25 protein-coding genes and 3 pseudogenes are annotated in these 25,692 nt (G+C 69.2%); 12 read left to right on the top strand and 16 right to left on the bottom strand.

Annotated elements, in window-relative coordinates:
* Positions 1 to 457 precede the first annotated feature (457 nt).
* On the top strand, positions 458 to 628 hold the full coding sequence (locus tag AQJ46_RS49090; RefSeq protein ID WP_057613752.1) for a hypothetical protein: 171 nt from the start codon (positions 458 to 460) through the stop codon (positions 626 to 628).
* A 244-nt stretch (positions 629 to 872) separates the two neighbouring features.
* Here AQJ46_RS49090 and AQJ46_RS58160 read toward each other — a convergent pair whose 3' ends face one another.
* The gene (locus AQJ46_RS58160) at positions 873 to 1,304 is read right to left on the bottom strand and encodes an SDR family oxidoreductase (RefSeq protein WP_318656751.1); all 432 of its coding nucleotides are present in this window, start codon (positions 1,302 to 1,304) and stop codon (positions 873 to 875) included.
* Here AQJ46_RS58160 and AQJ46_RS49085 point away from each other — a divergent pair.
* A pseudogene (locus AQJ46_RS49085) lies at positions 1,212 to 1,415 on the top strand (transposase); the annotation flags it as partial. The gene AQJ46_RS58160 and the pseudogene AQJ46_RS49085 overlap by 93 nt on opposite strands.
* Positions 1,416 to 1,920: 505 nt before the next feature.
* Here AQJ46_RS49085 and AQJ46_RS49080 read toward each other — a convergent pair.
* Positions 1,921 to 2,529, bottom strand: a complete 609-nt coding sequence (locus tag AQJ46_RS49080; protein ID WP_059211860.1) for a superoxide dismutase — start codon at positions 2,527 to 2,529, stop codon at positions 1,921 to 1,923.
* 244 nt (positions 2,530 to 2,773) lie between these two features.
* On the opposite strand from AQJ46_RS49080, the pseudogene AQJ46_RS49075 reads away from it, so the two are divergent.
* Together AQJ46_RS49075 and AQJ46_RS49070 are read left to right on the top strand one after the other, a co-directional pair.
* A pseudogene (locus tag AQJ46_RS49075) lies at positions 2,774 to 3,160 on the top strand (SbtR family transcriptional regulator); the annotation flags it as partial.
* Between the two features lie 60 nt (positions 3,161 to 3,220).
* Positions 3,221 to 3,445 carry a hypothetical protein gene (locus AQJ46_RS49070; RefSeq protein ID WP_107117503.1) on the top strand — a complete coding sequence of 75 codons (225 nt, stop codon included), beginning with the start codon at positions 3,221 to 3,223 and terminating at the stop codon, positions 3,443 to 3,445.
* Between the two features lie 530 nt (positions 3,446 to 3,975).
* On the opposite strand, the gene AQJ46_RS49065 is transcribed toward AQJ46_RS49070, so the two are convergent.
* A complete protein-coding gene (locus AQJ46_RS49065; RefSeq protein ID WP_059211858.1) occupies positions 3,976 to 5,115 on the bottom strand; it encodes a PucR family transcriptional regulator in 1,140 nt (379 codons plus the stop codon).
* An 87-nt stretch (positions 5,116 to 5,202) separates the two neighbouring features.
* On the opposite strand from AQJ46_RS49065, the gene AQJ46_RS49060 reads away from it, so the two are divergent.
* Positions 5,203 to 6,258 carry a ferredoxin reductase gene (locus AQJ46_RS49060; RefSeq protein ID WP_059211857.1) on the top strand — a complete coding sequence of 352 codons (1,056 nt, stop codon included), beginning with the start codon at positions 5,203 to 5,205 and terminating at the stop codon, positions 6,256 to 6,258.
* 7 nt (positions 6,259 to 6,265) lie between these two features.
* A complete protein-coding gene (locus AQJ46_RS49055; RefSeq protein ID WP_059211856.1) occupies positions 6,266 to 7,384 on the top strand; it encodes a fatty acid desaturase family protein in 1,119 nt (372 codons plus the stop codon).
* Between the two features lie 308 nt (positions 7,385 to 7,692).
* On the opposite strand, the pseudogene AQJ46_RS49050 reads toward AQJ46_RS49055, so the two are convergent.
* The 4 genes and pseudogenes from AQJ46_RS49050 to AQJ46_RS49035 form a co-directional block, all read right to left on the bottom strand.
* Positions 7,693 to 8,894, bottom strand: a pseudogene (locus AQJ46_RS49050) (permease).
* 112 nt (positions 8,895 to 9,006) lie between these two features.
* Complete coding sequence (locus tag AQJ46_RS56425; RefSeq protein WP_059211855.1) at positions 9,007 to 9,933, bottom strand: hypothetical protein; 927 nt, start codon at positions 9,931 to 9,933, stop codon at positions 9,007 to 9,009.
* 103 nt (positions 9,934 to 10,036) lie between these two features.
* Positions 10,037 to 10,480 (bottom strand): hypothetical protein, encoded by a 444-nt coding sequence (locus AQJ46_RS49040; RefSeq protein WP_059211854.1) that lies wholly within the window; start codon positions 10,478 to 10,480, stop codon positions 10,037 to 10,039.
* Positions 10,481 to 10,718: 238 nt separating this feature from the next.
* Complete coding sequence (locus AQJ46_RS49035; RefSeq protein ID WP_225887646.1) at positions 10,719 to 11,417, bottom strand: TetR/AcrR family transcriptional regulator; 699 nt, start codon at positions 11,415 to 11,417, stop codon at positions 10,719 to 10,721.
* 121 nt (positions 11,418 to 11,538) lie between these two features.
* Here AQJ46_RS49035 and AQJ46_RS49030 point away from each other — a divergent pair, with 121 nt between their 5' ends.
* Positions 11,539 to 12,234 (top strand): class I SAM-dependent methyltransferase, encoded by a 696-nt coding sequence (locus tag AQJ46_RS49030; protein WP_063803960.1) that lies wholly within the window; start codon positions 11,539 to 11,541, stop codon positions 12,232 to 12,234.
* Positions 12,235 to 12,320: 86 nt separating this feature from the next.
* Positions 12,321 to 13,037 carry a DUF2218 domain-containing protein gene (locus AQJ46_RS49025; protein ID WP_059211853.1) on the top strand — a complete coding sequence of 239 codons (717 nt, stop codon included), beginning with the start codon at positions 12,321 to 12,323 and terminating at the stop codon, positions 13,035 to 13,037.
* A 346-nt stretch (positions 13,038 to 13,383) separates the two neighbouring features.
* Here AQJ46_RS49025 and AQJ46_RS49020 read toward each other — a convergent pair whose 3' ends face one another.
* Together AQJ46_RS49020 and AQJ46_RS49015 are read right to left on the bottom strand one after the other, a co-directional pair.
* Positions 13,384 to 14,484: a sensor histidine kinase gene (locus tag AQJ46_RS49020; protein ID WP_059211852.1), complete on the bottom strand. Its 1,101-nt coding sequence runs from the start codon at positions 14,482 to 14,484 to the stop codon at positions 13,384 to 13,386.
* Positions 14,481 to 15,161 (bottom strand): response regulator, encoded by a 681-nt coding sequence (locus tag AQJ46_RS49015; protein WP_059211851.1) that lies wholly within the window; start codon positions 15,159 to 15,161, stop codon positions 14,481 to 14,483. Before AQJ46_RS49015 ends, AQJ46_RS49020 begins: the two co-directional genes overlap by 4 nt.
* A gap of 180 nt (positions 15,162 to 15,341) precedes the next feature.
* Here AQJ46_RS49015 and AQJ46_RS49010 point away from each other — a divergent pair, with 180 nt between their 5' ends.
* A complete protein-coding gene (locus AQJ46_RS49010) occupies positions 15,342 to 16,580 on the top strand; it encodes a DUF418 domain-containing protein (protein WP_059211850.1) in 1,239 nt (412 codons plus the stop codon).
* Positions 16,581 to 16,690: 110 nt separating this feature from the next.
* Here the strand turns inward: AQJ46_RS49010 and AQJ46_RS49005 are convergent, their stop codons facing one another.
* Both AQJ46_RS49005 and AQJ46_RS49000 read right to left on the bottom strand, forming a co-directional pair.
* The gene (locus AQJ46_RS49005) at positions 16,691 to 17,218 is read right to left on the bottom strand and encodes a DUF4396 domain-containing protein (RefSeq protein WP_059211877.1); all 528 of its coding nucleotides are present in this window, start codon (positions 17,216 to 17,218) and stop codon (positions 16,691 to 16,693) included.
* A gap of 385 nt (positions 17,219 to 17,603) precedes the next feature.
* The gene (locus tag AQJ46_RS49000) at positions 17,604 to 18,998 is read right to left on the bottom strand and encodes an MFS transporter (protein WP_059211849.1); all 1,395 of its coding nucleotides are present in this window, start codon (positions 18,996 to 18,998) and stop codon (positions 17,604 to 17,606) included.
* Positions 18,999 to 19,098: 100 nt separating this feature from the next.
* Here AQJ46_RS49000 and AQJ46_RS48995 point away from each other — a divergent pair, with 100 nt between their 5' ends.
* The gene (locus AQJ46_RS48995) at positions 19,099 to 19,719 is read left to right on the top strand and encodes a TetR/AcrR family transcriptional regulator (RefSeq protein ID WP_059211848.1); all 621 of its coding nucleotides are present in this window, start codon (positions 19,099 to 19,101) and stop codon (positions 19,717 to 19,719) included.
* Between the two features lie 323 nt (positions 19,720 to 20,042).
* Positions 20,043 to 20,999, top strand: coding sequence for a hypothetical protein (locus tag AQJ46_RS48990; protein ID WP_059211847.1), 957 nt, complete (start codon positions 20,043 to 20,045; stop codon positions 20,997 to 20,999).
* A gap of 32 nt (positions 21,000 to 21,031) precedes the next feature.
* Here the strand turns inward: AQJ46_RS48990 and AQJ46_RS48985 are convergent, their stop codons facing one another.
* The 3 genes from AQJ46_RS48985 to AQJ46_RS48975 all read right to left on the bottom strand — a co-directional run bounded on the left by AQJ46_RS48985 (position 21,032) and on the right by AQJ46_RS48975 (position 23,125).
* The gene (locus AQJ46_RS48985; RefSeq protein WP_159064235.1) at positions 21,032 to 21,439 is read right to left on the bottom strand and encodes a hypothetical protein; all 408 of its coding nucleotides are present in this window, start codon (positions 21,437 to 21,439) and stop codon (positions 21,032 to 21,034) included.
* Between the two features lie 316 nt (positions 21,440 to 21,755).
* Positions 21,756 to 22,349, bottom strand: coding sequence for a metallopeptidase domain-containing protein (locus tag AQJ46_RS48980; RefSeq protein WP_263972922.1), 594 nt, complete (start codon positions 22,347 to 22,349; stop codon positions 21,756 to 21,758).
* Positions 22,350 to 22,723: 374 nt separating this feature from the next.
* Positions 22,724 to 23,125 (bottom strand): winged helix-turn-helix transcriptional regulator, encoded by a 402-nt coding sequence (locus tag AQJ46_RS48975; RefSeq protein ID WP_059211876.1) that lies wholly within the window; start codon positions 23,123 to 23,125, stop codon positions 22,724 to 22,726.
* Positions 23,126 to 23,180: 55 nt separating this feature from the next.
* On the opposite strand from AQJ46_RS48975, the gene AQJ46_RS48970 reads away from it, so the two are divergent.
* A complete protein-coding gene (locus tag AQJ46_RS48970; protein ID WP_059211844.1) occupies positions 23,181 to 24,116 on the top strand; it encodes an alpha/beta hydrolase family protein in 936 nt (311 codons plus the stop codon).
* 82 nt (positions 24,117 to 24,198) lie between these two features.
* On the opposite strand, the gene AQJ46_RS55925 is transcribed toward AQJ46_RS48970, so the two are convergent.
* Positions 24,199 to 24,711, bottom strand: a complete 513-nt coding sequence (locus tag AQJ46_RS55925) for a hypothetical protein (RefSeq protein ID WP_159064233.1) — start codon at positions 24,709 to 24,711, stop codon at positions 24,199 to 24,201.
* 1 nt (position 24,712) lies between these two features.
* Complete coding sequence (locus tag AQJ46_RS58140) at positions 24,713 to 25,345, bottom strand: hypothetical protein (protein ID WP_225887644.1); 633 nt, start codon at positions 25,343 to 25,345, stop codon at positions 24,713 to 24,715.
* Between the last annotated feature and the right edge of the window lie 347 nt (positions 25,346 to 25,692).

The raw sequence follows: 25,692 nt of genomic DNA, 5'->3' as shown, positions 1-25,692 counted from the left end.
CCTCCAAGGGCTGTAGGCCCAACCCTTGTTGTGCCGGGTGGCCCCCGCGTCCACGCTCACACCTCACGGTCCGTACAGGCGCAGTCGGGCGGCCAGGTCGGTGCCGCAGCCGACTCGGGGATGGCTGCGGCACCGTCCCGCCCAGCCCAGCGGCGCGGCAGGAGGAACACGCCCCGGGGCCTACCGTGCCAGTGCCCCGCCCTCCAGCCACCAGGCTGCGCCGATCGGGTGGACCGCAGCAGACCCGCGGGCTCGTCGGACGTGCGCCAGAAGGGCGTCGAACGTGTCACCTCCCGCCGGTGCCGGCAGCCACGCTGCGTTCAATCCGGTCCCCGCGGTGAGGTGAACGTCGTGGAGAAACTGAGTCCAGTGCCCGCATGAGCGGTGGAGAAACCAGGGAAATCGAGCGTATGTTCTCGGATTCGCCGGGCACGAGGAGCGGCGGAGGTTGATAACTATGGTTCCCCTGCTTGTCGTTCTTCTGCTGGCTCTGATCCTCTTCGGCGCGGGTTTCGCGCTGAAGGCACTGTGGTGGCTCGCGGTCATCGTGCTGGTCGTCTGGCTGCTGGGCTTCGTCATGCGCTCCGCCGGCACGGGCGGCCGCAAGGGCCGCTGGTATCGCTGGTAACCCGCTACTCATCAGCGCCATGGCTGTGGGCTCCGGATGTATCCGGAGCCCACAGCCATGTCCCGGATCGCGACATCTCATCGGGCAAACACGGTAGTTACCACCCTCCCGGGAACCGGGCCTCATCTGGGGCCCGGTGAAGCAGTGGAACCTGCGCCTCCAAACCACCGGGCCCCGCTACGAATCGGCCTGGTGCCGCATCAGGCAGCGTTCGCCTTGTCATGAGGCATCGCTCGGCGGTGTGTCAGGCGAGGGGGCCGAGGGTGAAGCCGCCGTCGGCGACCATTTCTGAGCCGGTGGCGAAGCGTGCCTGGTCCGAGGCGACGAAGAGGATGAAGGCGGCGATCTCGTCGGGGTGGCGTTGCGGGGGATGGCGAAGTCGTCGACGGGGACGAGTGCGGTGCCGTCGGCGCCGCCGCTCCTGTCGGAGGACGACCTCGCGGAGCGCCGCCGCCGCGCGTCCGAGTTGGCCTCGACTTACCGGAGCGAGTTCCTGTGACTCGCAGGGCCGGCAAGCCCGGCACTGGTCGACAGGGTGAAGTTCCCCGCTGAGCTGGACAGCCAGGCCAGATCGCTGGGACCCCTCGTCTACACCCCGACCAACGGCTCCCGGCTCAACCGTATAGAGGCCCAGTTCACCACCCTGGGCTACTTCGCACTCGATGGCACCGACCACGCCACCCACGAAGCGCAGGGCAGCGTGTTCCGCCGCTACATCATCTGGCGGAACGAGCACGCCGCCGACGAACTCCCGCGCTCGGTCGTCAACCGGGTGAACGTTGCCTGATGCGGCACCAGCCGTCGGCCACTTCCTCGTGCCGGTCCGCCGTCCCGGGCACGGACCGGGTCCAGGACGTCTTCCAAGGCGAGCCGCAGGACCCGTCCGAGTCGCCGCACCGTTGGCGGCCCTGGCATGGTGGGTCCCGCAGTTTCGGTTCGATGTTCGGCAGTTGCTTGTCGAAGACCTTCTCGCCGACCGGGGTGAGTCCGTGCCGTGATGGTTCGTCTTGCCGACGTCCAGGCCGAGGAAGTCGCCATCTCCAACGGAGCCTCTCGAGCCCGGTGACACCCTCCAGGTCATCCGTTCGACAGGGGGCACCATTCATGCCGGGCCCGGAGGCCAGCAGCCCTCTGGCGGGACCGTGAAGAAGACAACGGGTGGATTGATCTGACCCAGTCGGCAGTCGTGGTCTGGTTTTCGGCTCTAGTTCTCCGGACATTGGGCGACGACGCAGAGCGCGGGCCGGGAAGCGCGGCGGCTCCGCGGCCCGCTGGTGGCTGGGTGGTGCTGCTCAGGCGCCTGCTGCTGCGGTGTAGCGGGTGGTGACGTCTTCCCAGTTGACCAGGTCCCACAGCTTGGTGACGTAGTCGGGGCGGACGTTCTTGTACTGCAGGTAGTAGGCGTGCTCCCAGGCATCGAAGACCAGCAGCGGGGTGCTGCCCTGGCCGACGTTGCCGTGATGGTCGTAAACCTGCTCGACGATCAGGCGCTTGCCGAGGGGCTCCCAGGCCAGCACGCCCCAGCCGGAGCCCTGCACGGACGCGGTCGCGACGGTGAGCTGCTTCTTGAACTGCTCGAAGCCGCCGAGGTGTTCGTCGATGGCGTCAGCGAGGACGCCGTCGGGACGGTCGCCGCCGTCCGGGGAGAGGTTCTGCCAGAAGATCGAGTGCAGGACGTGGCCGGAGAGGTTGAAGGCATAGGTCTTCTGCAGTCCGACCAGGCCGGTGGGCGTGATCTGGTCCTTGTCGCGGATCTCGGCGAGCTGCTCGAGGGTGTCGTTGGCGCCCTTGACGTAGGCGGCGTGGTGTTTGGCGTGGTGCAGTTCCAGGATCTGCCCGGTGATGGCCGGCTCCAGCGCGGCGTAGTCGTAGGGCAGGTCGGGAAGCGCGTAGGTGCCCATCAGGCACGTCCCCTTTCCGGGTGAGTGATCGTCCGGGACACAGCCTATGCCTCTATTGCGAATAACTTGCAACAACGAAGAAGATGCATCAGCATCATCTGTGGCGGGGTCGGCCCGTCAGTCTTCGGTGTCTGAGCGCCTTCCGTCCGTCGGCGTGTCCTTCCTGGAGAGTGATCGTCTTCTCACCCGGCACCCGCCGGTCCCGGCCGGCCCCGCTCGCTCACCGCCTGTCTAGGACATGGAGGTCTACCACCCCCAGATCGAGGCATGCGCCGAGGCCGGCCCCCCTCTGCTGGCCAGTGCCGACTCCTCATTCGACGCACTGCGCCAGTGGATCGACCTCTTCGTCGACTTTCTGGCCACCAAGCACGGACTCGCCGACGCCCTGCAGTCCGACGGCGACCGCTTCGCCACGCTGCGCGCCTACCTCGTCGACCGCTTGGAGCCCGTGAGTGCCCAACTGCTCGACTCCGCGGTCGAGGCCGGCGACATCAGGCCAGGCATCCAGCCCTACGAACTGATGCGCGGCGTCGGCAACCTCTGCATCGGGCGCGACGACGACCCCCGCTACGACCCCCGCCGCTTGATCGACTTGCTCCTCCAGGGCCTGCGGCAACCTGGACAGGCCTGATCGCGACCCGACCACCCTGCCGGATCACCGTTCACGCCCCGGGTGCGGCAAGCAGCTCGCGTGGTCGTGCCGGACTGCCCTTACCACCAGCTCGGCGAGGAGCGAGTGCGGCGGCCCCTGGACGATACCCATCTGAGCACCGCGGAGTTCACCACCCGGGTGCTCGTCGAGCAGGCCGAAGCCGAGTCCTGCTGGATCTGTCGCACTCCGCACGGTCCGGCCGAGGCGTGGGGCCTCGACCAGCTCCGGCAGGCCCTCCTGACGGCCGCCGGCACCGTAGCCTGACCGTCTCGCACCAAGCTCAATCCACCGGTACTGGCCTTTCCGTTGGTCCCCAAGGCCGTACTCGGGGTGGACGACTTCGCCACCTCGCGCGGCCACTCGTACGCCACCGTGATCACGGACGGCGAACGCCGTCGGCCCATCGACGTCCTGCCGGGACACGAGGCGGATCCTTGGCAGCGTGGTTGGCGGCCCGCCCGGGAGTTCAGGTTATCTGCCGGGATCGCGTCGGCGCCTGTGCCGAGAGTGCCGCGCTCGGAGCCCCGCACGCGCTCCAGGTCGCCTACAGGTATCACGCTGCAGAACCTCGGCCAGGCCGTCGAGAAGTACGTTGCCGCGCAATGCGACTGGCTGCGTTCCATCGCACCACAGCCGGACCAGGCAGCCACCGGGGAAAACGTTGAGTGAGGGAAGGGGCCTCCGTGCCGTCGCACGTCACCTGGGCTGGGGGGCGGCACACCGTCCAGCGGTGTGCGCACCGCCCGCTGGCGGCAGCTGCCGGACGCGGTCGTAGACGAGGGTCGAAGTACGCGTCAGCCGCCCCGAAGACCGACCGCCAGCGTCAGTTCAAGGACCCGGTGTGGCGATGCGAGATCCGGAAACAGCTCCCGCAGCTGCGACATCCGGTACCGGACGGTCTGAGGATGGACGAACAACGCCGCCGCCACCTCGTCTCGTCTGCCCTGGTGCAGCAGCCATTCCCGCAACGTCTCCTCCAGCCGCCGTGCGGTCGCGACAGGCAAGGTCCGCAACGGTGCGAGGGCTCGGGCACGCAGGTCTGCGAACGCGTCCACGTCGGCGCTCAGCACCAGCTCGGGCAGATGGTCCTCGGTGTCGCGAATATCAGAGGAGAGCAAGCGCGCGCGTACGGCTCGTGCGTACGAGGCGGAGGCACGCGTCCATGGCCGGGCCGGGCCGACCACGGCGGTGCGGTCGGTCAGCTGCCGCAAGAGATGTGATCGGTCGGCATCGGGGACGAGCAGCGCGCCGGTGGCGTCCGGCAGATCGTCGAGGACGAGGGTGCTCGGGTCGAGCGCGCGGTAGGCAGGCCGGGCCTGGGCGGCGGGCAGCAGGACCGCGGTCAGCGAAACCGGAGGCTGCCACCCGGCCCGTTGAGCAGAGGCCAGCAGCACGTCCGGGCTCGCGCCGGCGAGGAGGTCGCGGGCCAGGTGTTCCAGGTGGCGCTCCTGGTCCCTGCCCCGGGCGGCCAGTTCGTCGGCGTGGCCCGCGGCGCTCGCGGCGGAGAGTTCGTCGATGTAGGCGAAGGTCAGCTCGGCGAACTTGGCGACCTCCGCGGCGGGCAGACCTGCGGGTACGGCACCAGCTGCCAGGCATCGCCAGGCCACGCGGGCGCCGACGCGGTAGGCGCTGAGCAGGGCGTCCATCGAGCGGCCGTCGCGCACCTCGCCGCGGCCGAGCTCATAGGCTGCGTCACCGGCGTCGCCGCCGGTGGCGTTCCCGCTCGCGAGGTCCAGGTAGTGTCCCAGAGCGGTGCGGACGGCTCGGCGGATGGTGGCGCCCATGTGGCCCGACAGGGCGTTGGCGTAGGGAGGGACCTCGTCGATGATCGCCTGGACGACCTCGTCGGCGGTGCTCTTCAGCGCGGCCCGGAGTGCGGTGACCGTCGTCTCATCCAGGGCCAGTTCGCTGGCCCTCCGGATTGCATGGCTCACGTTTCTATTCCCTGCGAACAATTCAGCCAGCCAGATTTACGTCCTGCGGTCAGGACTTTACGCCTTGAGGCGCAGCAAGCTGGAGTCATGACGAGTACAGCGCTCCGCAGCAGGGCGTGGAAACTGCTGGAGATGGTCACGACGCCGCTGCTGCCGTCGGACTACCTCGACCTGGTCAGCCCGCTGCGTGCGGGCGCTGACCTACGGGGGCGCATCGAGGCCGTGCACCCCGAGACGGGGGACGCCGCGACCATCGTGATCAGACCGGGACGGGGCTGGCGCGGCCACACAGCCGGTCAGTACGTGCGGATCGGGGTCGACGTCGACGGAGTGCGCCTGTGGCGTGCCTACTCCCTCACTTCGCCGACAAACCGGCAGGACGGCCGCGTCACGATCACCGTGAAGGCGATCCCGGACGGCAAGGTCAGCAACCACCTGGTCCGCGGGGCGAAACCGGGCACGCTGATCCAGCTCGACCAGCCGACCGGTGACTTCGTGCTGCCGCAGGCCAAGCCCGCCAAAGTGCTCTACCTGACGGCCGGCAGCGGCATCACGCCCGTGATGGGCATGCTGCGCGACACCGAGTTCGACGACGTCGTCATGGTCCATTGCGCGCCACAGCCGCAAGACGTGATCTTCCGCAACGAACTGCACGACCTGGTCGCGGACAAGAGGCTGCGGCTCACCGAGGTGCACACCGACACGGACGGTATGCTCGACATCGCCCGTCTCGACGAACTCGTGCCCGACTGGGCCGAGCGCGAGACCTGGGCCTGCGGGCCCGCGGGCCTGCTCGACGCCGCCGAGAAGCACTGGAGCGAGCACGGCGTCCAAGAGCGCCTGCACACCGAACGCTTCCGCCCCAGCATCGTCGTCGCCGGCGACGGCGGCGAGGTCACGTTCAGCGCCACCGGCAAGACCGTCGACGCGGACGGCGCCACGCCGTTGCTGGACATCGGCGAGGAGGCCGGCGTACTCATGCCCTCCGGGTGCCGCATGGGCATCTGCTTCGGCTGCGTCACACCGCTCAAGGCGGGCGCCGTTCGCGACCTGCGCACCGGCGAGATCACCGAGGCCGAACCGGGCGTCCTCATCCAGACCTGCGTGTCCGCCGCGGCGGGCCCCTGCGACATCGAACGGTAGGAGCACCTTGACCGCCATCGACCCCACCGCCCACCTGACCGCGCAGCAGATCGAGGAGCTGGGCCGCGAGCTGGACGCGATCCGCGACGAGGTGATCACCGGCCGCGGCGAGAAGGACGCCGCCTACATCCGTAAGGTCATCTCGGCGCAGCGCAAGCTCGAGCTGGTCAGCAGGGGCGTACTGCTGTTCTCGATCTTCCCGCCCGCGTGGCTGCTCGGCACCGCCGGGCTCTCCGTCGCGAAGATCATGGACAACATGGAGATCGGCCACAACATCCTGCACGGCCAGTGGGACTGGATGCGGGACCCGAAGATCCACTCCACCACCTGGGAGTGGGATCACGTCTCGCCGTCCGAGCAGTGGAAGCACTCGCACAACGAGCTGCACCACACGTACACCAACGTGATCGGCAAGGACAACGACCTCGGTTACGGCATCATGCGCGTCGACGAGGACCAGAGGTGGCACCCGATCCACCTCGGCCAGCCGCTGTGGAACTTCATCAACGCCTGCTTCTTCGAGTACGGCATCGCCGCCTACGACCTGGAGCTCGGCAAGAACCTGCACAAGCGCCGCCGCAAGAACCCGGAGTTCCGCGCGCGGGCCAAGGCCGTGGGCCGCAAGATCCGCAAGCAGGTGCTCAAGGACTACGTGATCCACCCACTGCTGTCGGGGCCGTCGTTCCTCCCCACGCTCGCCGCCACGTTCACCGCGAACCTGGTCCGCAACATCTGGTCCCACTCGGTGATCATGTGCGGGCACTTCCCCGAGGGCGTGCAGGTCTTCGAGCGACGCTCCATCAAGGGCGAGACACGCGGCCAGTGGTACCTGCGCCAGATGATGGGCTCGGCGAACATCAGCGGCAGCAAGGCCATGCACTTCATGACCGGCAACCTCTCGCACCAGATCGAGCACCACCTGTTCCCGGACCTGCCGAGCAACCGGTACGCCGAGGTCGCGGTGAAGGTGCGCGCGCTGTTCGAGAAGTACGAGCTGGAGTACGTCACCGGCCCGCTGCCCAAGCAGGTGTTCTCCGCGTGGCACAAGGTCTTCCGGCTGTCGCTGCCGAACAAGAAGACCAAGGTCAATACGCCGGAGCGCGAGCGGGAGCTCGTCGCCGCCTGATTCCCGGTGTGGGTTCAGATCTCTCGGCCGTACTGGTGGCGCCGCCGGGTTCGGTGAGATCCGTTGCGGACGGTGGGGCGAGCGCGACGCCAGACCGTACGACACGGGGTCCGGCATGACCTGCCGAGGTCGGTTGGTCAGTCGGGTGCTTACGCGCACTCGGTTTGCCGACGGGCGGGCTGGGTGGAAGGCATGGGCTGTGACGCGGACGCTGCCGGAACCGATGCTCCTGCGCTGCTGCGGGGGTGGGCGGGTGAGCCGAAGTTATGGACAGGGTTTTGTCTTGTCCGTTGTCCGTGAATGAGCCCTCAGTGGTGTCCGCCCTGGGGGTCCGCTCCGTGGTGCATGTGGTCGGCGTGGTCGTGGCCGGTGTCGGGTGAGCCGCCCATCGTGCGGAGCATGGCCATGCCGCCGGTCCGCCAGAACCGCACCAGGAGCACGGCGGCGAGGAGGAGGAAGACGATGTTGAGCCAGGTGGTGTAGTTCCAGCTGATGCCTTCCATGGGGACCTTCGCGTCGGCCAGGTCGGGGATCAGGCCGAGGCCGCCGAAGGCGAATTCCACGAAGGTGCCGAGAAGGAAGGCGGCTGTTTTGGCGCCGTAGTACTTCCGGTAGATGTTGAGGATCGGCAGGATAAACAGGTCGGCGAAGATGAACGCCACCACGCCGCCGAAGCTGATGCCGCCCTTCCACAGCACTACCGCCAGCGGCACGTTGCCGATGGAGCACACAAACGAGGCGACGGCCACAGCGGGCCGACGATGGGCCCCACAGTTTGGCGGCGAGCGGGTGGCCGTCGAAGAAGAAGGTGCGCCAGAACGAATCCGGGACCCATGCAGCGATGGCGCCGGCGATGAGCAGGCCGAGGACGAGGTCGCGCAGTATCGCCGCCCATTCCATGACGAATACGTGGCTGGTGGCGCCGCGGCGAGCGCGGCGGAGGAGCGGCCGCCGGAGCCGCCGGTGAAGCCCTCACGGGAGAGGAGCCAGCGGATGAAGGAGCCTTGGCGCTGGACGGACATGTCCATCGCGGCGTGGCCTCCATCGACCCGGCCAGCCCCTGTTCTGCATGCTCGCGGGCCTGACGCAGGAGCCTGTCGCGCAGGAACAGCCGGAACAGAGCGGCCAGCAGGATGATCATGATGGGGCCGCCGACGAATTCGGCGGCGGTGAACTGCCAGCCCATCAGCAGCGCGAGAATGACGCCGAGCTCGACGACGAGATTGGTGGAGGCGATCTCGAAGGCCATCGCGGCGGTGAAGTTCGCGCCCTCGCGGAACAGCGAGCGGGCCAGCGCCACCGCGGCGTAGGAGCAGGACGAGGACGCAGCTCCCAGGCCTGCGGCGACGGCAAGGGTGCGAAGCCCGGCGTCGCCGAGCAGGGAGACGACGGTGGACTTTCGGACCACGGCCTGGACGACTGCGGACAGCGCGAAGCCCAGGATCAGGGCCCAGGTGATCTCCCAGGTCATGGAGCCGGTGATCGACAGTGCGTGCAGTACGGCGTGCATCTGAGAAGCCTTCCTCGCACGGAACGGCGTACGCCCGGCGGACACGTTATGAGGGGGCCGGTCTGTCTGGACGGGTGCGGGGCGCCGCCGCCAGGACGGCGCCCCACTCGGGTCAGCCGACGTGCAGAGTCAGGGCGGCGGTGTGGAGCGTGCCGCCGGTCTGGAACTGCAGGAACAGCCGCCAGTTGCCAGAGGTGGGCAGTTCGGCGTGGAAGTTCAGGTCCGGGCCGCCGTCGTCGCCGGTCACCTTGGTGGTGGGGTGGAGGTGGGCGAACGCGGCGTCGCCTTCGTGGAAGGCAGTCAGGTGGGCGTAGGTGTCCAGGTAGGGCTGCAGGTCGGTGACGGGCTTGCCGTCCTTGGCGATGGAGACGGTCAGCGGGTGCGCCATGCCGGCCATGGGCTCGCCCTTGACGGTGACGGTGTACCTGTCGACCTGCGTGCTGGTAGCGGGGGCGGGCAGCGGGGTCTTGGACGCGGTGCCGGGCACGGTGACGTTGCGCGAGAGCACGAGGTCCTTGTCCTTGCCGGGCCCGCCATCGGGGGTGAAGGAGGCGAACAGGCGCCAGGAGCCCGGTGCGAGGGAGGCCAGATCAGCGGTCCAGGTGCCGTCGCCGGCCATGGTGGGGTGGATGTGCTGGAAGCCGGTCAGGTCGGAGCGGATGGCGTAGAAGTGCATCCGCTTGGTCTGGTCGAGGGCGAAGCCGGTGACCGCCTTGCCGTCCGGGGCCGTGACCGTGAATCGGTAAGGGGTCTGCTTGCCGGACGGCAGGGTCGCGTCCTTGGAGGTCAGACGGTAGCCGCCCTGGGTGTCGGACAGGCCGTTGCCGGAGGCCATGTGGTCCATGCCGGGCATGTCACCCATGGCTTGCGACGCGCTGGACGAGGAAGAAGCGGAGGACTTGCTGCCGTGGTCCATGCCGGGCATGGACGAGGAGTCGCCAGAGGAGCCGCAGGCGGCAAGCGTCAGCGCGAGAGCGGCTGCGGCGCCGGCCGCTGCGAGGCTGCGGCGGCGGGCGGTAAGGCGGGAAGAGGTGGCCATCGAGGTGAGTCTTTCCGGGTGGGCGCACCACGCCGGTGGTGCGCGGAAACGAGCAGGACGCGGGGCCGGCTCCGGCCTGGGGCCGGGATCCGGTGCGCGCCTGTCACGTCCGCGCGATACACACCTGAAGCAGGAGATCTCGCCCGCTGTCCGGTGGCCCACGCCTTCCCGTCCAGTTGGCTGCCGCCGGCAGGCGGGTCAGCATCCACGGGGTAAGCACTGCGGCGCCTGCCACGTCGAGCAGGCCGGGCGCGGGCAGGGGGGTCCGCTCGTGGGCCGGGGTCGATACGCACAGCGCCCCGGGCATGCCGGAGAGGCCGGCAGCCCGGACGGCGAGGCCGGGGGCGGGCGCGGCGGGCGCATGGGTAGCGAGCAGTGCGGCGTCGTGGCCGCCGGTGATCGGCGAGAGCGCCATCGTGGGCATGGCGCCGTGGCAGCCCTCTGCGGCCGTGGCCGGGGCGCCGTGCATGAGGAACAGGCCGAACAGCACCGCGCACACCGCCAGCAGCCGGGCGATGCCCCGCCTCCCTGCGTGTCCGCTGCCCACGTTCCGTCCCTTCCTGTCTCATACCGTTCGGGGTGCCGCCTGCCGTCGCCCACACCATACCCAGGCGGGGTATAAACCGCATCGCGTGCATCGCGTCAGCGGCCGGGGCCCGACGGGGTGCCACCAACCAAAGGGCAAACGGGATGATCTTGAATTCCGGGTAGGCGAGCCAGCAGACATACGACGCCCCTCCCGCAGGGGGAGTGTGCCTGCCGTCAGGATCGCGCCTTGTTTCTGCTTACGTGTCGGTCGATTGGCGAGCGTGGGCGGCGTGACGCCCGGGGCCATGCGGCGGGATGGACGATGAGCCGCCCGGCGTAGCGGCGTGTTGCGGAGACTGGGCGGCCCCCATGGCATCGGGCGCCGGCCGCGAAGTGCGCAGGCCGGCCAGCGTGACCGCGACCAACCGGTGAACCGCAGCCTTGGAGGGCAGGCCGCCTGCGGCGCCCAGGGCGTGCAGGCAGTAGGTCGCGAGCTCGCCCGGGGCGACGTCATCGCGGACGGCCCCGGCCTGCGCGGCTTCGGTGATCAGGTCACGCACGAGGGCGTTCAGGTGCTGCTCGGCGTGGGCGAGGTGCTCGCCCCGGTGCACCAGCGCCGCGAGTTCGGTGTGCTGGGGGCGCTCGTGGGTGATGTCCGCATAGGCGTGGAGGACGGCTTCGAGCCGCTCGCCGGGGGTGCCCGCCTGTTCGCGGATGCGGGTGAGGTGTTCGAGATGCGCACTCACGTGGCGTTCGTGCCACGCGGCCAGGATCGACTCGACGTCCGGGAAGTACTTGTACAGCGTTGCCCGGCCGATGCCGGTCTCCTTCGCGATCTGCGACATCGTCACCGACGCCAGTCCGTGCTCGGCCACCAGCGCCGCGGTGGTCTCCAAGGTCGCTTCGCGGACCGTGCGGCGGTGCTCGGCGATCGTCTCATTCCACAGCTTCGGCACCTATGCAGTGTACGCAATGACATTGCTTAGACACTATCGATTGACAGAGACAAAGTGTCTCGATAAAGCTGTGGGCGTCGCGGCGATCCGTCGTTCCACGCGACGGAGAGGAGTGCTTCTCATGGCACCGCTCGCTGACGAGCCGACGCCCGATCCCGAGGTCCGCAGCATCGACGCCGCCCTGCCCGGCCCCCACCACACCCCCGGCCGTCAGGGCGCGGCCGACGCCGCTTTCCGGCACGAGGAGCTGTACGCGAGTCCGCCGCCGTGGGACATAGGCCGCCCCCAGCCCGCCTTCCTCGCCCTCGCCGACGCGGGGCTCCTGCACGGCCGGATACTGGATGTGGGCTGCGGCACCGGCGAGCACACGCTCATGGCCGCACGGCTCGGACTGGAGGCCACCGGCATCGACCTCGCCGTCAACGCCCTGGATCCTGCGGCGAAGAAGGCAGAAGAATGCGGCCTGACGGCGCGGTTCCTGCGCCATGACGCCCGGCGCCTTGCCGACCTCGGCGAGCAGTTCGATGTCGTCCTTGACTCCCTGGTCTTCCACGGCTTCCGCGGCCAGGAGCGCGCGGCCTACGTCGAGAGCCTGCGCGCCGCGGTGAAACCCGGCGGGCGTTACTTCATGCTCTGCTTCCGCGACGAGCCGCCGACCCCGTCCGGGCGAGTGCACCGACTGACACCACACGAGATCCGCACGGCGTTCGCCGACGCCTGGCAAATCGACGCCATCGAACCCATCACGATCCACAGCGCCCTACCTGCCTGCACCGACGGCATCCGCGGCTGGCGCACCGCTCTCACCAGGAACTGAAAACCTCCGCAGAGCGGGCCCCACTCGTGCGCGAAAACCCGATGGTGCCCGCGCCGACGCCGCCCTGCGGCTCAGAAAGGAAGGTCATGCCGGCCGTCGAAGCCCACATTCCCACCGAGCGTGCCAGCCGGTATCTCGTGCAATTCTGCCGCCACCTCGGCCAGATGAGCCGGATGCGTCACCAGCCCCCCGCCCGCCACAGAGGTGGTGACATGCCGCCGAGCGTGCAGCATGTCGACTACTCCGACACGCACGGCGTGATCCGCTTCGATGAGGGCCAGTTCACCCTGCAGGCCACCTCGGACACGCTGAGCCTGCGCGTCGACGCCGGCAACGAGGACGCTCTGCAGCGCCTCCAAGACGGCATCACCGCACGCCTTGAGAAGATCGGCCGACGTGACCAGCTGACCGTGACCTGGCAGCGGCACCAAACGTCTCCAGGCCCACCCGGCGCAGGAGCCGGCCCATCCTCCTCCGCTACCGAAGCCGGGCCAGCACAGCGCCCGGTCCGCGGCAGGACCATAGGACTGATGGCGGTCGGCGCCGTGGCCGCCGCCGTGCACCTGGGCCTGGGCGGAGCCGCAGTGGCGGCATCGGCGTGGAACAGCTGGGCCGTCAACGCAGTCGTGGCGATCATCCTGCTGAAGGTGGTGTTCGTGGCCGGCCACGTTGTTCTGGGCCGCTTCGCCATCCGCCACGGCAAGCTGCTCCGGCCCCGATGGACGTTGCGGCACTCCTCACAAAAGCATGTCCCCGCGACTCCTCCTGCGGCTGAGGTCGCACCAGGCAAGGAGTACACCTGACCGTCTTGGGAATCCCCGCTCCCCTACCGAGTCGCGTCGCGGACCGGGTGCTGCTCATGGCCCGGGCCAGCGGTGTCCACCGTTAGGTCCAGAGTGGCCCGCTTCGGCGCGCCGTGGTGTTTTCGCCTGGAGAGGACGCCGTAAGGCGGACCTTGGGCAGGGCTCTTCGTCGTCCGTTGTCCATGCCGAACGCCGATGGTGCGGGCTCCGTCGAGATCCTCGATCAGCCGGTCGGCCGCCTCTCCGGCGCCGTCGCCCAGACCCTTTGGGAAGGGGGGCCCTGTGTGACAGCAGCGCCTGGACGCGTCGTTGCCAGCGGGGCCAGGAGCGCGGGCGGGCGCCTGGGTCAGCCCTGTTCGACGGGTAGGTGCAGGCGGAGTTGGTAGCCGCCTCCTGCGGTGGGCCCGGCGGTGAGGGTGCCGCCGAGAAGTTCCGCGCGCTGGTGCAGACCGATGAGGCCGTGATGCGCGCCGGGCAGCGGAAGGGCGGGGTGTCGGGGCGCGGTGTTGATGACGGTGGCGCGGAGGGAGCCGTCCTGGTGGTGGATGTGGATGGTGGCGGTAGCTCCGGGGGCGTGTTTGCGTACGTTGGTCAGGGCTTCCTGGACGGTGCGGTAGACAGCCCGCTGTACGGGCGGTGGCAGCTCCTCGGGCAGGTCGGTGCGCAGGTCGGCCTTGATGCCGCTGGTGTCGACCAACCGTGGCAGGTCGCTCAGGGAGGGTTGCGGCGTCAACTCCATGGGGCGGCTGCCGCCGGCGCGCAGTACGCCGACCATGTGCCGCAGTTCGTCCAGGGTCTGCACGCTCAGGCCCCGGATCGTGGCGGCGGCTTCCTTCGTCTGCGGATCGCGGCTGCCGACCTGGAGCACTCCGGCGCGTACGGCGATCAGGCTCACCTGGTGGGAGACCACGTCGTGCATCTCGCGGGCGAGTGCGGCGCGCTCCTGTGCCAGCACCCGCTGGGCCAGCAGCATGCGCTCGTGCTCGCGCGTCTGGGATATCTCGGCGAGCCGCAACGACAGTTCACGCCGGGCCTGGACGAGTTGTCCCAAAAAAACCGGCGCGGCCGCCGTCGCCAGACTGTAGGTGAGCGTGATCAGGTCGAACGGATCGCTCAGGTCGGCGAACTCGGGTGTCGACCACGACCATGCCGTGAGGTCGCACACCGCGACGGCCAGGGCGCAGCAGGCCAGCGGTAGCCGTCGGCGGGTCAGTGACGCCAGCGTGTACAGCGCGGCCAGGGTGGCGAAGACCGCGTCGGTGAACAGAGTGGTCGGCAGGGTGAGCAGGAAGGTGAGCCAGGGCAGGCGGCGACGCAGCGTGAGGGAGGCGGTGGCGAGCAGGGCGCAGGCCATGCGGACTCGCTCGTCTGTGTCGACGTGAACCCAGACATCCGTCAGCGACACCGCGACCAGTGCGGCGTCCAGCAATGCGGGGCGGATCCTCATCTGCCGTACTCCTGTTCCTGCTTCCGTTCCTGGAGAGGCCGGAGCAGGCCCGCGCGGTCGGCGAGAAGTGCGGCCTGGACGCGCGTGCTGACCTCCAGTTTCGCGAGGAGGGCACTGACATGGTCCTTCACTGTGCTGGTGCTCAGGTGCATGCGACTGCCGATGTCCGTGTTGGACAGCCCCTCGGAGACGAGGACTAGGACATCGCGTTCACGGTCGGTCAGCCGTCCGACGAGCTGGGCCGCCGGTCCCGACGGTTCGCCTGCCAGGTAGCCGTCGACAACCGTGCGCGTGACCTTGGACGACAGCACGACACCGCCGTCGGCCAAGGACCGTACGAGATGGGGCAGTTGTTCGGGGTCGGTGTCCTTGAGGAGGAAACCGGCGGCTCCCGAGCGCAGGGCGGTCGCCACGTACTCGTCCATGTTGAAGGTGGTGAGCATGGCCACCACGGGCGGGTCCGGCAGTCGGCGGAGGTCGGCGAGGACCGTCAGGCCATCGACGTCGGGCATGCGGATGTCGAGGAGCACGACCTCGGGGCGTAACTCCCGTACCGCACCGACCGCTTGGCCACCCTGGACCGCGGCCACGACCTCGATGTCGTCGGCGGTGTTGAGGATGTGCTGGAAGCCTGTACGGATCAGGGCCTCGTCGTCGACCACCACTACCCGGATCATCTGTGCCCCGTCCGTGCTCGGACCACCACTGGACTCCTACGACGCCCCAAGCCGGTGCGAGGTTCCTTTCGTCCTGTTTCACCCGCTGCCTGGCGGGGGTGGTCCCGGCCGGTCGGCGGGGACCGGTCCGGCCGCCTGCCGGATGGTCCGGCACCCAGCCCGCCCCCGACTCTGAAAGGCATGACACAGGACACGTCATCGGGCTTGCCCGAGGCGCCCGCCCAAGCCGCAGCCCGTTCCACAACCACCGCCGGTCTCCCGCTTGCGACTGGACGGCTCATCGGCATCGACCTGGCCCGCGGTCTTGCGGTCTTCGGTATGTTTGCCGCTCACGTCGGCCCGGATCCCGCCATCGGCGGCCCGCTGGGCTTCGTCATGGAGCTAGCGCGGGGCCGCTCCTCCGCGCTGTTCGCCCTGCTCGCCGGGTTCACCCTCGTCCTCATCACCGGGCGCCCGCATCCGCACACCGGCCGGGCCGGTCGGCAGGCGGTCGCCAGGGTCCTGATCCGTTCGGTCGTCCTGATCGCCCTGGGCTTCGCCCTGACCGCCCTGGACACCGACGTCGACGTGATCCTCGCCTTCTACGGTCTGGTCTTCCTCGTCGTGCTCCCCTTGTACCGGCTGCGGGCGCGGACGCTGGCGGTCACCGCCGCGGAAGCCGCCCTGCTGATGCCTCAAGTGCTGTTTCTGGTACGGAAGTCGATCGAAAGCGGCAGCTGGGGGGACACCGTCATCGCGGCTGACCCGCTGACCCGCGTCAGCGGTACCGACGGCCTGATCGAGCTGCTGTTCACCGGCGAATACCCGGTGCTCACCTGGGCGCCGTTCATGATCGCGGGAATGGCGGTGGCACGCCTCGACCTCACACAGAGCCGGGTCCGTGCCCGTCTCGGCCTCACCGGTGGTGCGCTGGCCGCGCTCGGCTACGGCGGTTCCTGGCTGGCCCTGCACCTGATCCCGCACGCGCGCGGCGCCATCGCGGCCGCCACGGACGGCGATTCAGGAGCCTCCGCCTGGTGGTCCGACACCGTCGGCTACATCATCGACGCCACCCCGACCGAGTGGCTGCTGGTCGCCGCACCACACAGCCAGACGACGTTCTCCATCCTCGGCAACACAGGCGTCGCGCTGGCCGTCGTGGCTGGCTGCGTCACCGTTACGAGGCGGATGCCACGCCTCACACGCCTGGCCACGCCCGTGACCGCGGTCGGCATGATCGCGCTGACCGTCTACGTCCTGCACATTCTCGCCATCCGGGGGATCGGCATGGAGGAGGAGACCGGCCCGGCACTGATCGCCCTGGCCTGCTTCATCGTCGGCGCCATGGTGCTGGCGGTCGCCTGGACGCGCCGATTCCGCCGCGGGCCGCTGGAGCGCCTGCTCTCCACCACAACAAGGCTTGCCAGCCGACTCAAGTGAGACCAGGCAAGCCGTGGAATGCGACTGGCACTGCGCTGAGACATACGCGCGGCCGCCGACTGTCCGGGGCCCGCGCAAGGGCCCCGGACAGTCGGCGGCCGCAGAAGAGATCAGTGGTAGGCGTGTACGACGGTGTGGCCCTTGCCGCGGCCGATCATCCACTTGTTCAGCGGCGTGGTGACGAGGAAGGCCACCGCGAAGCCGCCCAGCAGCGCGCCCCAGAACAGTGCCTCGTCCAGGTGGGCGTCCATCGCACCGGGGGTGAGGGCGATGATCGCGTTGTCGACCAGTTCCATCACCACGATGGAGACGGTGTCGGCGGCCAGCGCCACCTTGATCGCGCTCTTGAAGTCCAAGCCGGCCCGCACGACGGCGAACAGCGTGAGCGAGTAGCCGAAGAGGAAGGCCAGCCCGATCGCCAGGACCATGGTGGGGACGTTGCCCCACAGCAGGGCGGTACCGATCGCCATACCGGCGATCTCGCCGATGGCGCACCCGGTAAGGCAGTGCAGGGTGGCCTTCGCCGCCGTGCTCCAGGACGCCCCGGCATGCCCGCCGTGATGCTCTGCACGGCCGGCGTGCCCGTCGTGCGCGGCATGGTCGTGCCCGGCGCTGGCGTGGTGAGCGGTGTGGTCCATGACTTTCAGCCCCATCCCGTCCAGTGTGGTCCGTTCGCGGCCCTCACCCAATCATATACCCCCCAGGGGTATTCCTGTGTGGTTCTTCGCTGCGCCGATCCGGCGCAGCGCAGCGGGAGCGCGTGCGGTGTCGCTGCGCTTCGCGGACCGTTCCCGGGCTGGCAGGGATGTCCCGGCCTGCGGCGGTCATGCCGGTAGGGGGCGGGCGCGCTGGGTGCCCGCCCCGAGCTGCCGGCCTCGGTCAGTTCTCGCCGAGCAGCTCGTTCGTCTGGCTGATCTCGGCGCTCTGCGAGGTGATGATGTCCCCGGCCATCTTCTCGGCGGGGGCGTAACCCCCGTCGGGCCTGCGTACCACCCGCCGGGCCTGTCCTGGAGAAGGGCGTGCTTACTGCTGTTTGGCGGGAATCAGCCACCAGACGATGACGGCGGAGATGGTGGCCAGGCCCGTGGCGACGAGGAACGCGTCGTCGAAGCCTGAGGCGTTCTGGGCACCGTGGGCGGCGATACTTGTGGCGGCGGCACTGGAGACAGCCGCGGCGCCGGCCGAAGCACCGAACTCGTGGAAAGTGCTGACGATGCCCGATGCCACCCCGGCCTCGTGGGGGGCGACCGTGGCGAGCGCGGTGGCGGAGGCGACCACGAACAGCGCCCCCAGTCCCGCTGCGGCCACGCTCACGCCGGTCACCATCGCGGCGGTTCCCGACCACAGCACCGGGACGAGGAACCCGGCGGCCGCCACCGCGAGCGCGAGCACTGCCAGCAGCCGTGCCCCCAGGTGCCCGATCACCCGGCCGGCGGCCGCGGCGGCGGCCATGGTCAGCAGCGCCACCGGCAAGAACAGCACGCCGGTCAGCAGAGCACCGTGGCCCTGGCGGTTCTGCAGGTAGAAGGAGCCCAGGAAGAAGGCCCCCACCATCAGCGCCGTGGTCACCGCGATCACGAAGGCCCCCGCCACCACCGGCCGACGGCCCAGCAACCCCAGGTCCACCAGCGGTGCCGCCGCCCGGCGCTGCCAGAGGGCGAAAGCCGCGTAGCCGGCTGCCGCAGCGGCGGCCAGGACCACGGTGACGAGGTCGAGCCAGCCGTGGTCACCAGCACGGATCAGGGCGTAGATGAGGGATCCGGTCGCGGCGGCGACCAGGACGGCGCCGGGCAGGTCAAGGGATCCGGTGGCCGCGCGGGGCAGGCTCGGCAGGATCCGGGCGAGCGAGACGAGGACGGTCAGCCCGACGGGGACGTTGACGAAGAAGACCCAGGCCCAGCCCGGACCTGCCGTGATCAGCCCGCCCAGCAGCACCCCAAGGGCTGCGCCCCCGCCGCCGAGCGCCGACCAGATGCCCAGCGCGCGGTTGCGCTCGTCACCGTCGAACAGCCGCACCACCACCGACAGAGCGGCAGGCGAGAACATCGCGGCGCCCGCCCCCTGGGCGATCCGGGCGCCGAGCAGCAGCGGGGCGCCGGTGGCCAGTCCAGCGGCCAGCGACGCGGCGGTGAACACGGTGAGCCCGGCCAGCACGACCCGCTTGGGCCCGAACAGGTCCGCGGCCCGCCCGCCCAGCAGCATGAGACTGCCGAACGTGAGGGCGTATCCGCTGACCACCCAGGTCAAGGCCGCGCGCCCCAGGCCAAGTTCGGCCCCCATGTCGGGCAGGGCGATCGCGACGACGGTGATGTCGAGGATCAGCATCAGCTGGGCCAGCCCGAGCAGCCCCAGGGCCGTCCAGCGCAGCGGATGCGGTGCATCCGATGCGCGTGTGGTGGTGGTTTCCGCGTCGCTCATGACACTCCCCCTCACTAAGTCGTACAGGACTGTTCAAGTTATACGTCCGGGGGGTATAAGGCAAACAGTGCTGTACGACTTACTGGGGTACGGTGAGCGCATGGGCAGCAAGAACTCCACGGCCACCAAGCGCGCCGACGCGCTGCGCAGCATCGACGCGATCGTGCAGGCCGCCGCCGAATGCCTCGGACAGAACCCGGAGGCGAGCCTGAGCGAGATCGCACGCGCCGCGGGCGTGGGCCGGGTGACGCTGTATGCGCACTTCGCCTCCCGGGCGGAGGTGGTCGACGCGGCGATGAGCCGCGCCATCGACCGCGGCAACGAGGTCCTGGACACGGTCGACCTGAGCGGTGACCCGCTGCTCGCCCTGGCCCGCTACATCGAGGCCGGCTGGCACTTGGTGGACCAGGCACGCGCACTGCTCGCCGCCGCACAACGGGAATTGTCCGCAGAGCGCATCCGCGTACTGCACGCCGGGCCCTCCGCCCGCGTCGAGGCCCTTCTCGCCCGCGGCCGTGCCGAGGGCGCCTTCCGCACGGACCTGCCACTCGCCTGGATGGTCAACGTCCTGCACGCGGTCATGCACAGCGCGGCGGAGGAGATCCGCGCCGGCCGCCTGACCTCCGAGCACGCCGGCCACCACATCACCGCCACGGTGCTCGCCGCCTTCACACCGCCCGGCCAGCCAGTGCCCGAGGCCGGCGGCGGCGCCCCCCGGTAGCCACCGGACACGAGGATCTGCAACACGCTGGCGCCCAGATGCGTGATCAGGCGCTATGTCGCACAGTGGAATTGAGACAAGCTCACACCGCCGTCTCTTCAGTTGCGAGCGTGGGTGCACCCGTGTGCGCTGCGAGGTGTCTGCCAGCGCCGCCTCGGACGCCCCGCCGTAGAGCCTCCGGCGCACTGTGCGACGTGCGCGTGCCCCTGCCCCTACGCGCCCCCTGTCCCGCGCTGCCGTGCGTGCCGTACGCGCCCTGCGGTGGCCGTGCCGTTGCGCAGGCAACCTCGCCGACTTCAGGAATTCAGGAAGGTCGAGCGCACATGAATGCCTTTCCCAAACCCGTCATCGATGCCATGGCCGACCGCGCCATGCGCCTGCACCACATGCTGTGGCACCTGACACGGGACTCGTGGGCAGTTCTGACTCCGGAGGAGAAGGAAGTCTTCAGCGACCACGGCTGGGTGCCGCCCCGCCCGTCCCGCGGGCCGAGGGACACGGCAACCGGGAACAGGCCGGTGGAACTCGACAACGGCTCGGGCGAGGACTTCCTGTACATGCACCGGGAGATGATCGCCGAGGTCAACCACATCCTGGCCGAGACGGGCGACCCCCAGCACCCGCATGTGCAGGGCTGGATGACGATCCCGGCCCCCGACGACCCAGCCTTCCCGGTCCCGCCGGCGTACGAGCTGCCGGGCGACCCCGGCAGCACCCAGGGTCTCCTGGACGTCAAGTCGCAGGCGGGGTACGACCAGATCCACGCAGTGGAGACGCAGGTCACCGACCCGGCGGTACTACGCCAGATCACGCTCGGCCGCCTCGGCGCCGCCGTCGAGTTCTTCATCCACAACGCGCTGCACATGCGCTGGTCGGCACAGATGCCCGAATACCGGCCCGGCGGGGACGCGTTCAACGTCGACCCCAAGTGGGACGACTCCGCCTACAACTGGCTCGGCGACACCTACTCCTCCCACGTAAATCCGCTCTTCTGGAACATCCACGGTTGGGTGGACGACCGGATCGACGACTGGATGGCCGCCAACGACCTGCAAGGGCCGGTGCCATGGAGCTTCGACCCGCCCTGGAGCGGACCTGAGGGCGGGCACGGCCACGGGCATCACCCCGTGGTCCATCTCGCGCTGCGGGCCCGGCCGGGCAGTGCTGAGGCCGATGAGTTGCAATCGAGTCTGAGTGCCATGGAGTCGACGGTCGAGGACCTGAAGCGGGCGGGCGTCCGGGAGCCGGCCCGCTTCCCGATCCATCACGGCGAGCTCTGACCGCTCGGCGCCGGGTCAGGCGGCGTCCCGCTTCACCGCGGGGAGCTGGCCGTCTGACCCGCCCGGGCCAAGCTGGCACCACTGCCGTGGTCCGCCGCGCGCAGCACGGCCCCGGCGAGCGTCATCCGCTGGTTGATGCCGTTCTCCCAGTGGCGCAGAACCCTGCAGTCGTACTCATAGTGGAAGTCGGCGATGGAGGTGCCGGGCCGGCCCTTGCCGGTAAGAGTGAGCGTCACCGGCGAGTCCCCCGACACCTGCCCGACCATGTCCATGCTCAAGGAGTCGGTGAACACCAACTCACCGCTGATATGCCCATCGGCGCCGACCTCGAGCCTCAACTCCAGCTCCGCGAACTTCAGCTTGTTGAAATCCCCAACCATTTCTTGTCTGTTGAGGAAACTCCGGTACGTGTAGGTCCCGGTAACCTCTGCTGCTGTCATGAGGTCCTCCCCCGAGGGGCCGTGACTGACAGTGACTGATCTTTGCAAACGGTGGCTGATCCGCACGTTCGGCATCCACACTGGTACCGCTCCGGCCGGTGCCCGGGTCCCGGCCAGCGCCCGTAGTCGGCGAGGCCGGGCAGTTTGGGCCTGTCAGCGGCCGAGTCATGCGAGCACCACGTCGGAAGCCGAGTGGCAGCGATTGCAGCACCAAAGCCAGCTACGCGGCGCGGGCCTGGAGCGCTGTTCCTGCAAGCACTCACCACTACGGCGTTTCCTGCGAAGTCCGAGCCGTCCGGCAAGGCTCCCGGCGAGGTCATGGCCGCCGCGTCACGCTGAGCCGTGCTGTTCGTGTGCCGACGTCGATGCTCAGCGCCTTGACCCGGACCAGCGTTCCCGTGGCACTGGCAGGATGTCCACGGAGAAACTCGTCGCCTGCCCGCAGATCCTGATGCCCGTTCGTTGTCGGGAGGAGAACCGACTGGTTGCCGTTGAACTCGTGCACCAACACGCAAGCCTGGGAAATCGCCGCGTCCCACTCTTGCTTGACGCGGAATTCGAAGACGTACGGGCCCACGCGGGCACAGAGGTAGCCGGCGAGACCCCGGCTGCGGAGCGGTCGTAGGTCTACGACCCTGTCGGACTCGGTGGCCCCCGCCTGCCAGACGCGCGAGGTGTCGAGCCGGCCTCGGCCCTGCATGTTGGCGGCGTTGAGACCGGGGCCGATCCGCCAGATCGGTTGCCCGTTGCCGTCCAGTTCTGTGTAGACGGGGTGTGGCGTCATAAAGGGACCACGGTTACTCATGACGTCCCAGCTGTCCCGGTACTCCACGCCTCCGGCCCGGGAGTGGTCGAGCGCATACACGTGTCCCATCTCCTGCCCGACAAGAGCCGGGGACAGCGATGACATACCGCTGCCGTCTCTGCCGTCGCCGGAGACGCCACCCAGCCCCGCCCCGCCGAAGAGGTCCGTGGGGGGGATGCGTGATGACGAAGACACCGTCCGCGTAGGGCGACAGATTCTCGTTAACGCGGCGAAGGCCGTGTCCACCTTCCCCGGTGTCTCGGTGCCCAGTACGAAGTTGGTGTGCAGGACCAACCGCGGGCCGGTCGGTGGTGTCGCGGTCGTCGAGCGTCGACGTCCCGCACTGAAGTTCACCCTTGCCGGTGGCAGTCGGCTGATCGCTGGTGCCTGATGAACCCCACCCGTGACACGGAAGCGAGCCCTGCCATGAACGCCACCCCTGAATCCGTCACCACGTTCGCCCGGCGGCCCAACCGCCCTCAGTCGATCGACCTGGCGTCTGCCGACTCTCGGAAGTCGACGACAGCTTCGCCGTTGGTTCGCGCCCACTCGGTCAGCATCACGATCGGCTCCTGGAGTGTCTGGCCGAGCGTGGTCAGGCTGTACTCGACCCGCGGCGGCGCTTCGGCGTACACCTGCCGGTCGACCAGGCCGTTGCCTTGCAGACGGCGAAGGGTCTGCGTCAGTACCTTGCGCGAAATCCCGCCGGACAGCGCGACGAGTTCGCTGTGTCTCTTGGGTCCGCCGGTGAGAGCGAACAGGACAACGACGGACCACTTGTTGGCGATGATCTCGATCGCCAGCCGTGCGGGGCAGTCGGCGAGGAACACCGTGCCCGCTTCCAGGTCCTTTGCCGCGCTCACCAGGTCGGCTGCGGTCATGTTCACGAGCTGAAGGTTACCATTTGGTACCTATCGGCTTCCTAACGTCGACGCCATGGAACTTCACTCCGGCCAAAGCCGCCCCACGGCCACGCTCAACCGTCAGGTCATCGCCGTCAAGCCCATCACCGTTCCCACCACCGACCGCGGCATCGACCTGCAGGTCAAGCTCACCGCACCGGTCGACGGGAGAGACCTGCCCGTCATCGTCTTCTCCCACGGCAACGCCTGGTCGATGGACGGCTACGAGCCCCTCGTCGACCGCTGGGCTGCTGCCGGGTTCGTCGTGGTGCAGCCCACCCATCTGGACTCCCGCCGCCACGGCATCGGCTTCGACGATCCCCGTTTCGCCACCATCTGGCGCGTGCGCATAGCCGATCTGCACAGTGTCCTGGACGGCCTCGGTGACATCCTCGACCAGGTCAGCGGTCTGGCCGCGCGCGTCGACCGCGATCGCGTCGCTGTCGTCGGGCACTCCTGGGGAGCACAGGGCGCCGGAGCCCTCCTGGGCGCCCGCGTCCTCGACACCGAGGGCAACCCGGGCGAGGACTTCTCCCACCCCGCCGTCAAGGCGGGCGCGCTCATCGCGGCGGCCGGTGCCGGGGACGCCCTGACGCCCTTCGCGCTCACTTATCTCCCTTTCGCGCGCCCGGACTTCTCCGGCATGACCGCCCCCGCCCTGGTCATCGCCGGCGGAAAGGACCAGTCGGTGATGACTACCCGCGGACCCGAATGGTTCACCGACGCCTACCACCTCAGCCCGGGCCCGAAGCGACTGCTCACCATCGCCGAGGGCGAGCACCTCTTCGGCGGAATCTCCGGCGAGGCCGCCAAGGACACCACCGACGAGGACCCCGCCCGCGTCGTCCTCGTCGCCGACGCCGTCTCCGCCTACCTGCACGACGTCCTCAGCGCCGACGCACAAAGCTGGCAGGCGCTGCAGGACCAGATCAGCCACAGCACCGGCGCCTTCAGCACGGAGAGCAAGTAGGTGCTTCGTGGCCTGGCTCGCCATCTGACAGGTCGTTCTGGAGTCTCAGGCCAGGAGATGGCGGGACCGGGAGTGTCATGAATCAGGTGGCGCCTTCGACCACACGTTGGTTTGACATCAGCGGCGGGTGAGGGGGACGACGCTCGTGGCGTCGTCCCCCAGTTCGTGGTTGCGAGCCGGGATGGCATGGGTGGCGAACGTACTCAGTTCGCGCCGGAGCCGTTCGAGTTCGTCGTCCTTGGCCGCCAGGACCGACAGCAGTAGCCGGTGACGCTCCCTTGAGGAGGGTGACCTCGGTGTTGGTGCGGGCGAGCTTGCCGGTGAGCCGCTGGTTGAGCTCACGCAGTCGGGCGATCCGGGCTTCTTTCGGGTCGGGTTGCTGGCCCGCCGCCCTGGCGGCCGCCCGTCGCTGTTCGAACTCGTCCTTGAGGTGGGTCCAGGTCCGATAGAGGGACGCGCGGGAAATGCCCGCCTCGCGGGCGAGCGTCTTGGCGTCGCAGGCGTCGCCGGGTGGGATCTGCCCGGGCAGGAGCCGGTCGATGGCCGCGCGGATACGACGCTCGATCTGGTCGCGTTGCTGGTGGCTCACTGCCATGTCATTCGGCCCTTCGGGCTGCCGTGTCGATCTCTTCGAGAATCCGCATAGACCGCTCGTGCTCGGACCGCAACCGGTCCTTCTCTCCGGCCGGGATCCGAGAGCTGGCCAGCAGGACGGCGCCGTCGTCGGCTGCGGTGCGCCAGACCGAACGGTGAACGAGGTGGTGGGTGGCCTGCGGGCAGCGGGAGCTGTCACACAGGACGGTCAGCGGTGCTGCCGTGGACCTGGTGCCGGCGAGCATGAGACACAGTGCTTTCGCCGGGTCCTCGAACCAGCAGTAGTTCGCCGCGGACAGGTGCAGGACCGACGCCTTCCTCATCAACAGCAGCGCGATCTGCCGGTCGGTGACCACCTTCGCCGGGCCCGGCTCGTGGTCGGACAGTTCCTTCTCGACGGCGCGGAAGGAGGCCAGCAGCGCGTCGGCTCCCGGGCCGGGCATCTGGCCCTGTTCGAACTGGCGGTATGCCTCGACGGTCCGCTTGAGCTTCTCTTTCGCCTCCTCCTTCTTCCACTCGTGGCGGAAAACGGCCTGGGCGCCGCCCGGCCTGCCGGCGTATCCCTCGCTGGTGGCCACCTGCAGGTGCTTGAAGTGGACCTTGGTGGCCGGCAGGCCACCGGGACGGGCGGCCATCTAGACAGACAGCGTCCGCCGCAGGCGGCGGGGGTGCACCGGCTCGCCGGGGATCGGCTGCAGGCCCATGTGGCGTCCGGCGGGAGAGCGACCCACTGCCGCAGCCAGGTCATGGCCCCGTTGGACTCGAAGCCGGGGAACGGGCCGAACAACGACTGTCCGGGCCGGGCGTCGGTGAGTTGCTCGGCCAGGGCGATCACGCGGGAGACCTCCTCGATGACGAGCCACTCGTCGACCTCGCCGCCCCATAGGCGGCCCTTGACGATCTAGCTGACCAGCCGGTGCCGGGCCAGGCCTGTGCCGTCGGCGTCGTCCGTGCGGCGGCAGCCGACCGTCAGCTCCATCAG

It is taken from the genome of Streptomyces canus (genome assembly GCF_001514145.1).
Lineage (GTDB): Bacteria > Actinomycetota > Actinomycetes > Streptomycetales > Streptomycetaceae > Streptomyces > Streptomyces canus.
The sequence above is the reverse complement of the archived record's forward strand: the minus strand, read 5'-3'. Positions and strand labels throughout refer to the sequence as shown.

What these genes read in the sequence shown, in the direction of transcription:
- AQJ46_RS55925 (WP_159064233.1), bottom strand. Translation starts at nt 24,711, where the DNA reads ATGGCAGTGAGCCACCAGCAACGCGACCAGATCGAGCGTCGTATCCGC.
- AQJ46_RS49015 (WP_059211851.1), bottom strand. Translation starts at nt 15,161, where the DNA reads ATGATCCGGGTAGTGGTGGTCGACGACGAGGCCCTGATCCGTACAGGC.
- AQJ46_RS49080 (WP_059211860.1), bottom strand. Translation starts at nt 2,529, where the DNA reads ATGGGCACCTACGCGCTTCCCGACCTGCCCTACGACTACGCCGCGCTG.
- AQJ46_RS56425 (WP_059211855.1), bottom strand. Translation starts at nt 9,933, where the DNA reads ATGGCCACCTCTTCCCGCCTTACCGCCCGCCGCCGCAGCCTCGCAGCG.
- AQJ46_RS49090 (WP_057613752.1), top strand. Translation starts at nt 458, where the DNA reads ATGGTTCCCCTGCTTGTCGTTCTTCTGCTGGCTCTGATCCTCTTCGGC.
- AQJ46_RS49025 (WP_059211853.1), top strand. Translation starts at nt 12,321, where the DNA reads ATGCCGGCCGTCGAAGCCCACATTCCCACCGAGCGTGCCAGCCGGTAT.
- AQJ46_RS48985 (WP_159064235.1), bottom strand. Translation starts at nt 21,439, where the DNA reads ATGACAGCAGCAGAGGTTACCGGGACCTACACGTACCGGAGTTTCCTC.
- AQJ46_RS48980 (WP_263972922.1), bottom strand. Translation starts at nt 22,349, where the DNA reads ATGTCATCGCTGTCCCCGGCTCTTGTCGGGCAGGAGATGGGACACGTG.
- AQJ46_RS48970 (WP_059211844.1), top strand. Translation starts at nt 23,181, where the DNA reads ATGGAACTTCACTCCGGCCAAAGCCGCCCCACGGCCACGCTCAACCGT.
- AQJ46_RS48995 (WP_059211848.1), top strand. Translation starts at nt 19,099, where the DNA reads ATGGGCAGCAAGAACTCCACGGCCACCAAGCGCGCCGACGCGCTGCGC.
- AQJ46_RS49000 (WP_059211849.1), bottom strand. Translation starts at nt 18,998, where the DNA reads ATGAGCGACGCGGAAACCACCACCACACGCGCATCGGATGCACCGCAT.
- AQJ46_RS48975 (WP_059211876.1), bottom strand. Translation starts at nt 23,125, where the DNA reads ATGACCGCAGCCGACCTGGTGAGCGCGGCAAAGGACCTGGAAGCGGGC.
- AQJ46_RS49060 (WP_059211857.1), top strand. Translation starts at nt 5,203, where the DNA reads ATGACGAGTACAGCGCTCCGCAGCAGGGCGTGGAAACTGCTGGAGATG.
- AQJ46_RS49020 (WP_059211852.1), bottom strand. Translation starts at nt 14,484, where the DNA reads ATGAGGATCCGCCCCGCATTGCTGGACGCCGCACTGGTCGCGGTGTCG.
- AQJ46_RS48990 (WP_059211847.1), top strand. Translation starts at nt 20,043, where the DNA reads ATGAATGCCTTTCCCAAACCCGTCATCGATGCCATGGCCGACCGCGCC.
- AQJ46_RS49010 (WP_059211850.1), top strand. Translation starts at nt 15,342, where the DNA reads ATGACACAGGACACGTCATCGGGCTTGCCCGAGGCGCCCGCCCAAGCC.
- AQJ46_RS49005 (WP_059211877.1), bottom strand. Translation starts at nt 17,218, where the DNA reads ATGGACCACACCGCTCACCACGCCAGCGCCGGGCACGACCATGCCGCG.
- AQJ46_RS49030 (WP_063803960.1), top strand. Translation starts at nt 11,539, where the DNA reads ATGGCACCGCTCGCTGACGAGCCGACGCCCGATCCCGAGGTCCGCAGC.
- AQJ46_RS58140 (WP_225887644.1), bottom strand. Translation starts at nt 25,345, where the DNA reads ATGGCCGCCCGTCCCGGTGGCCTGCCGGCCACCAAGGTCCACTTCAAG.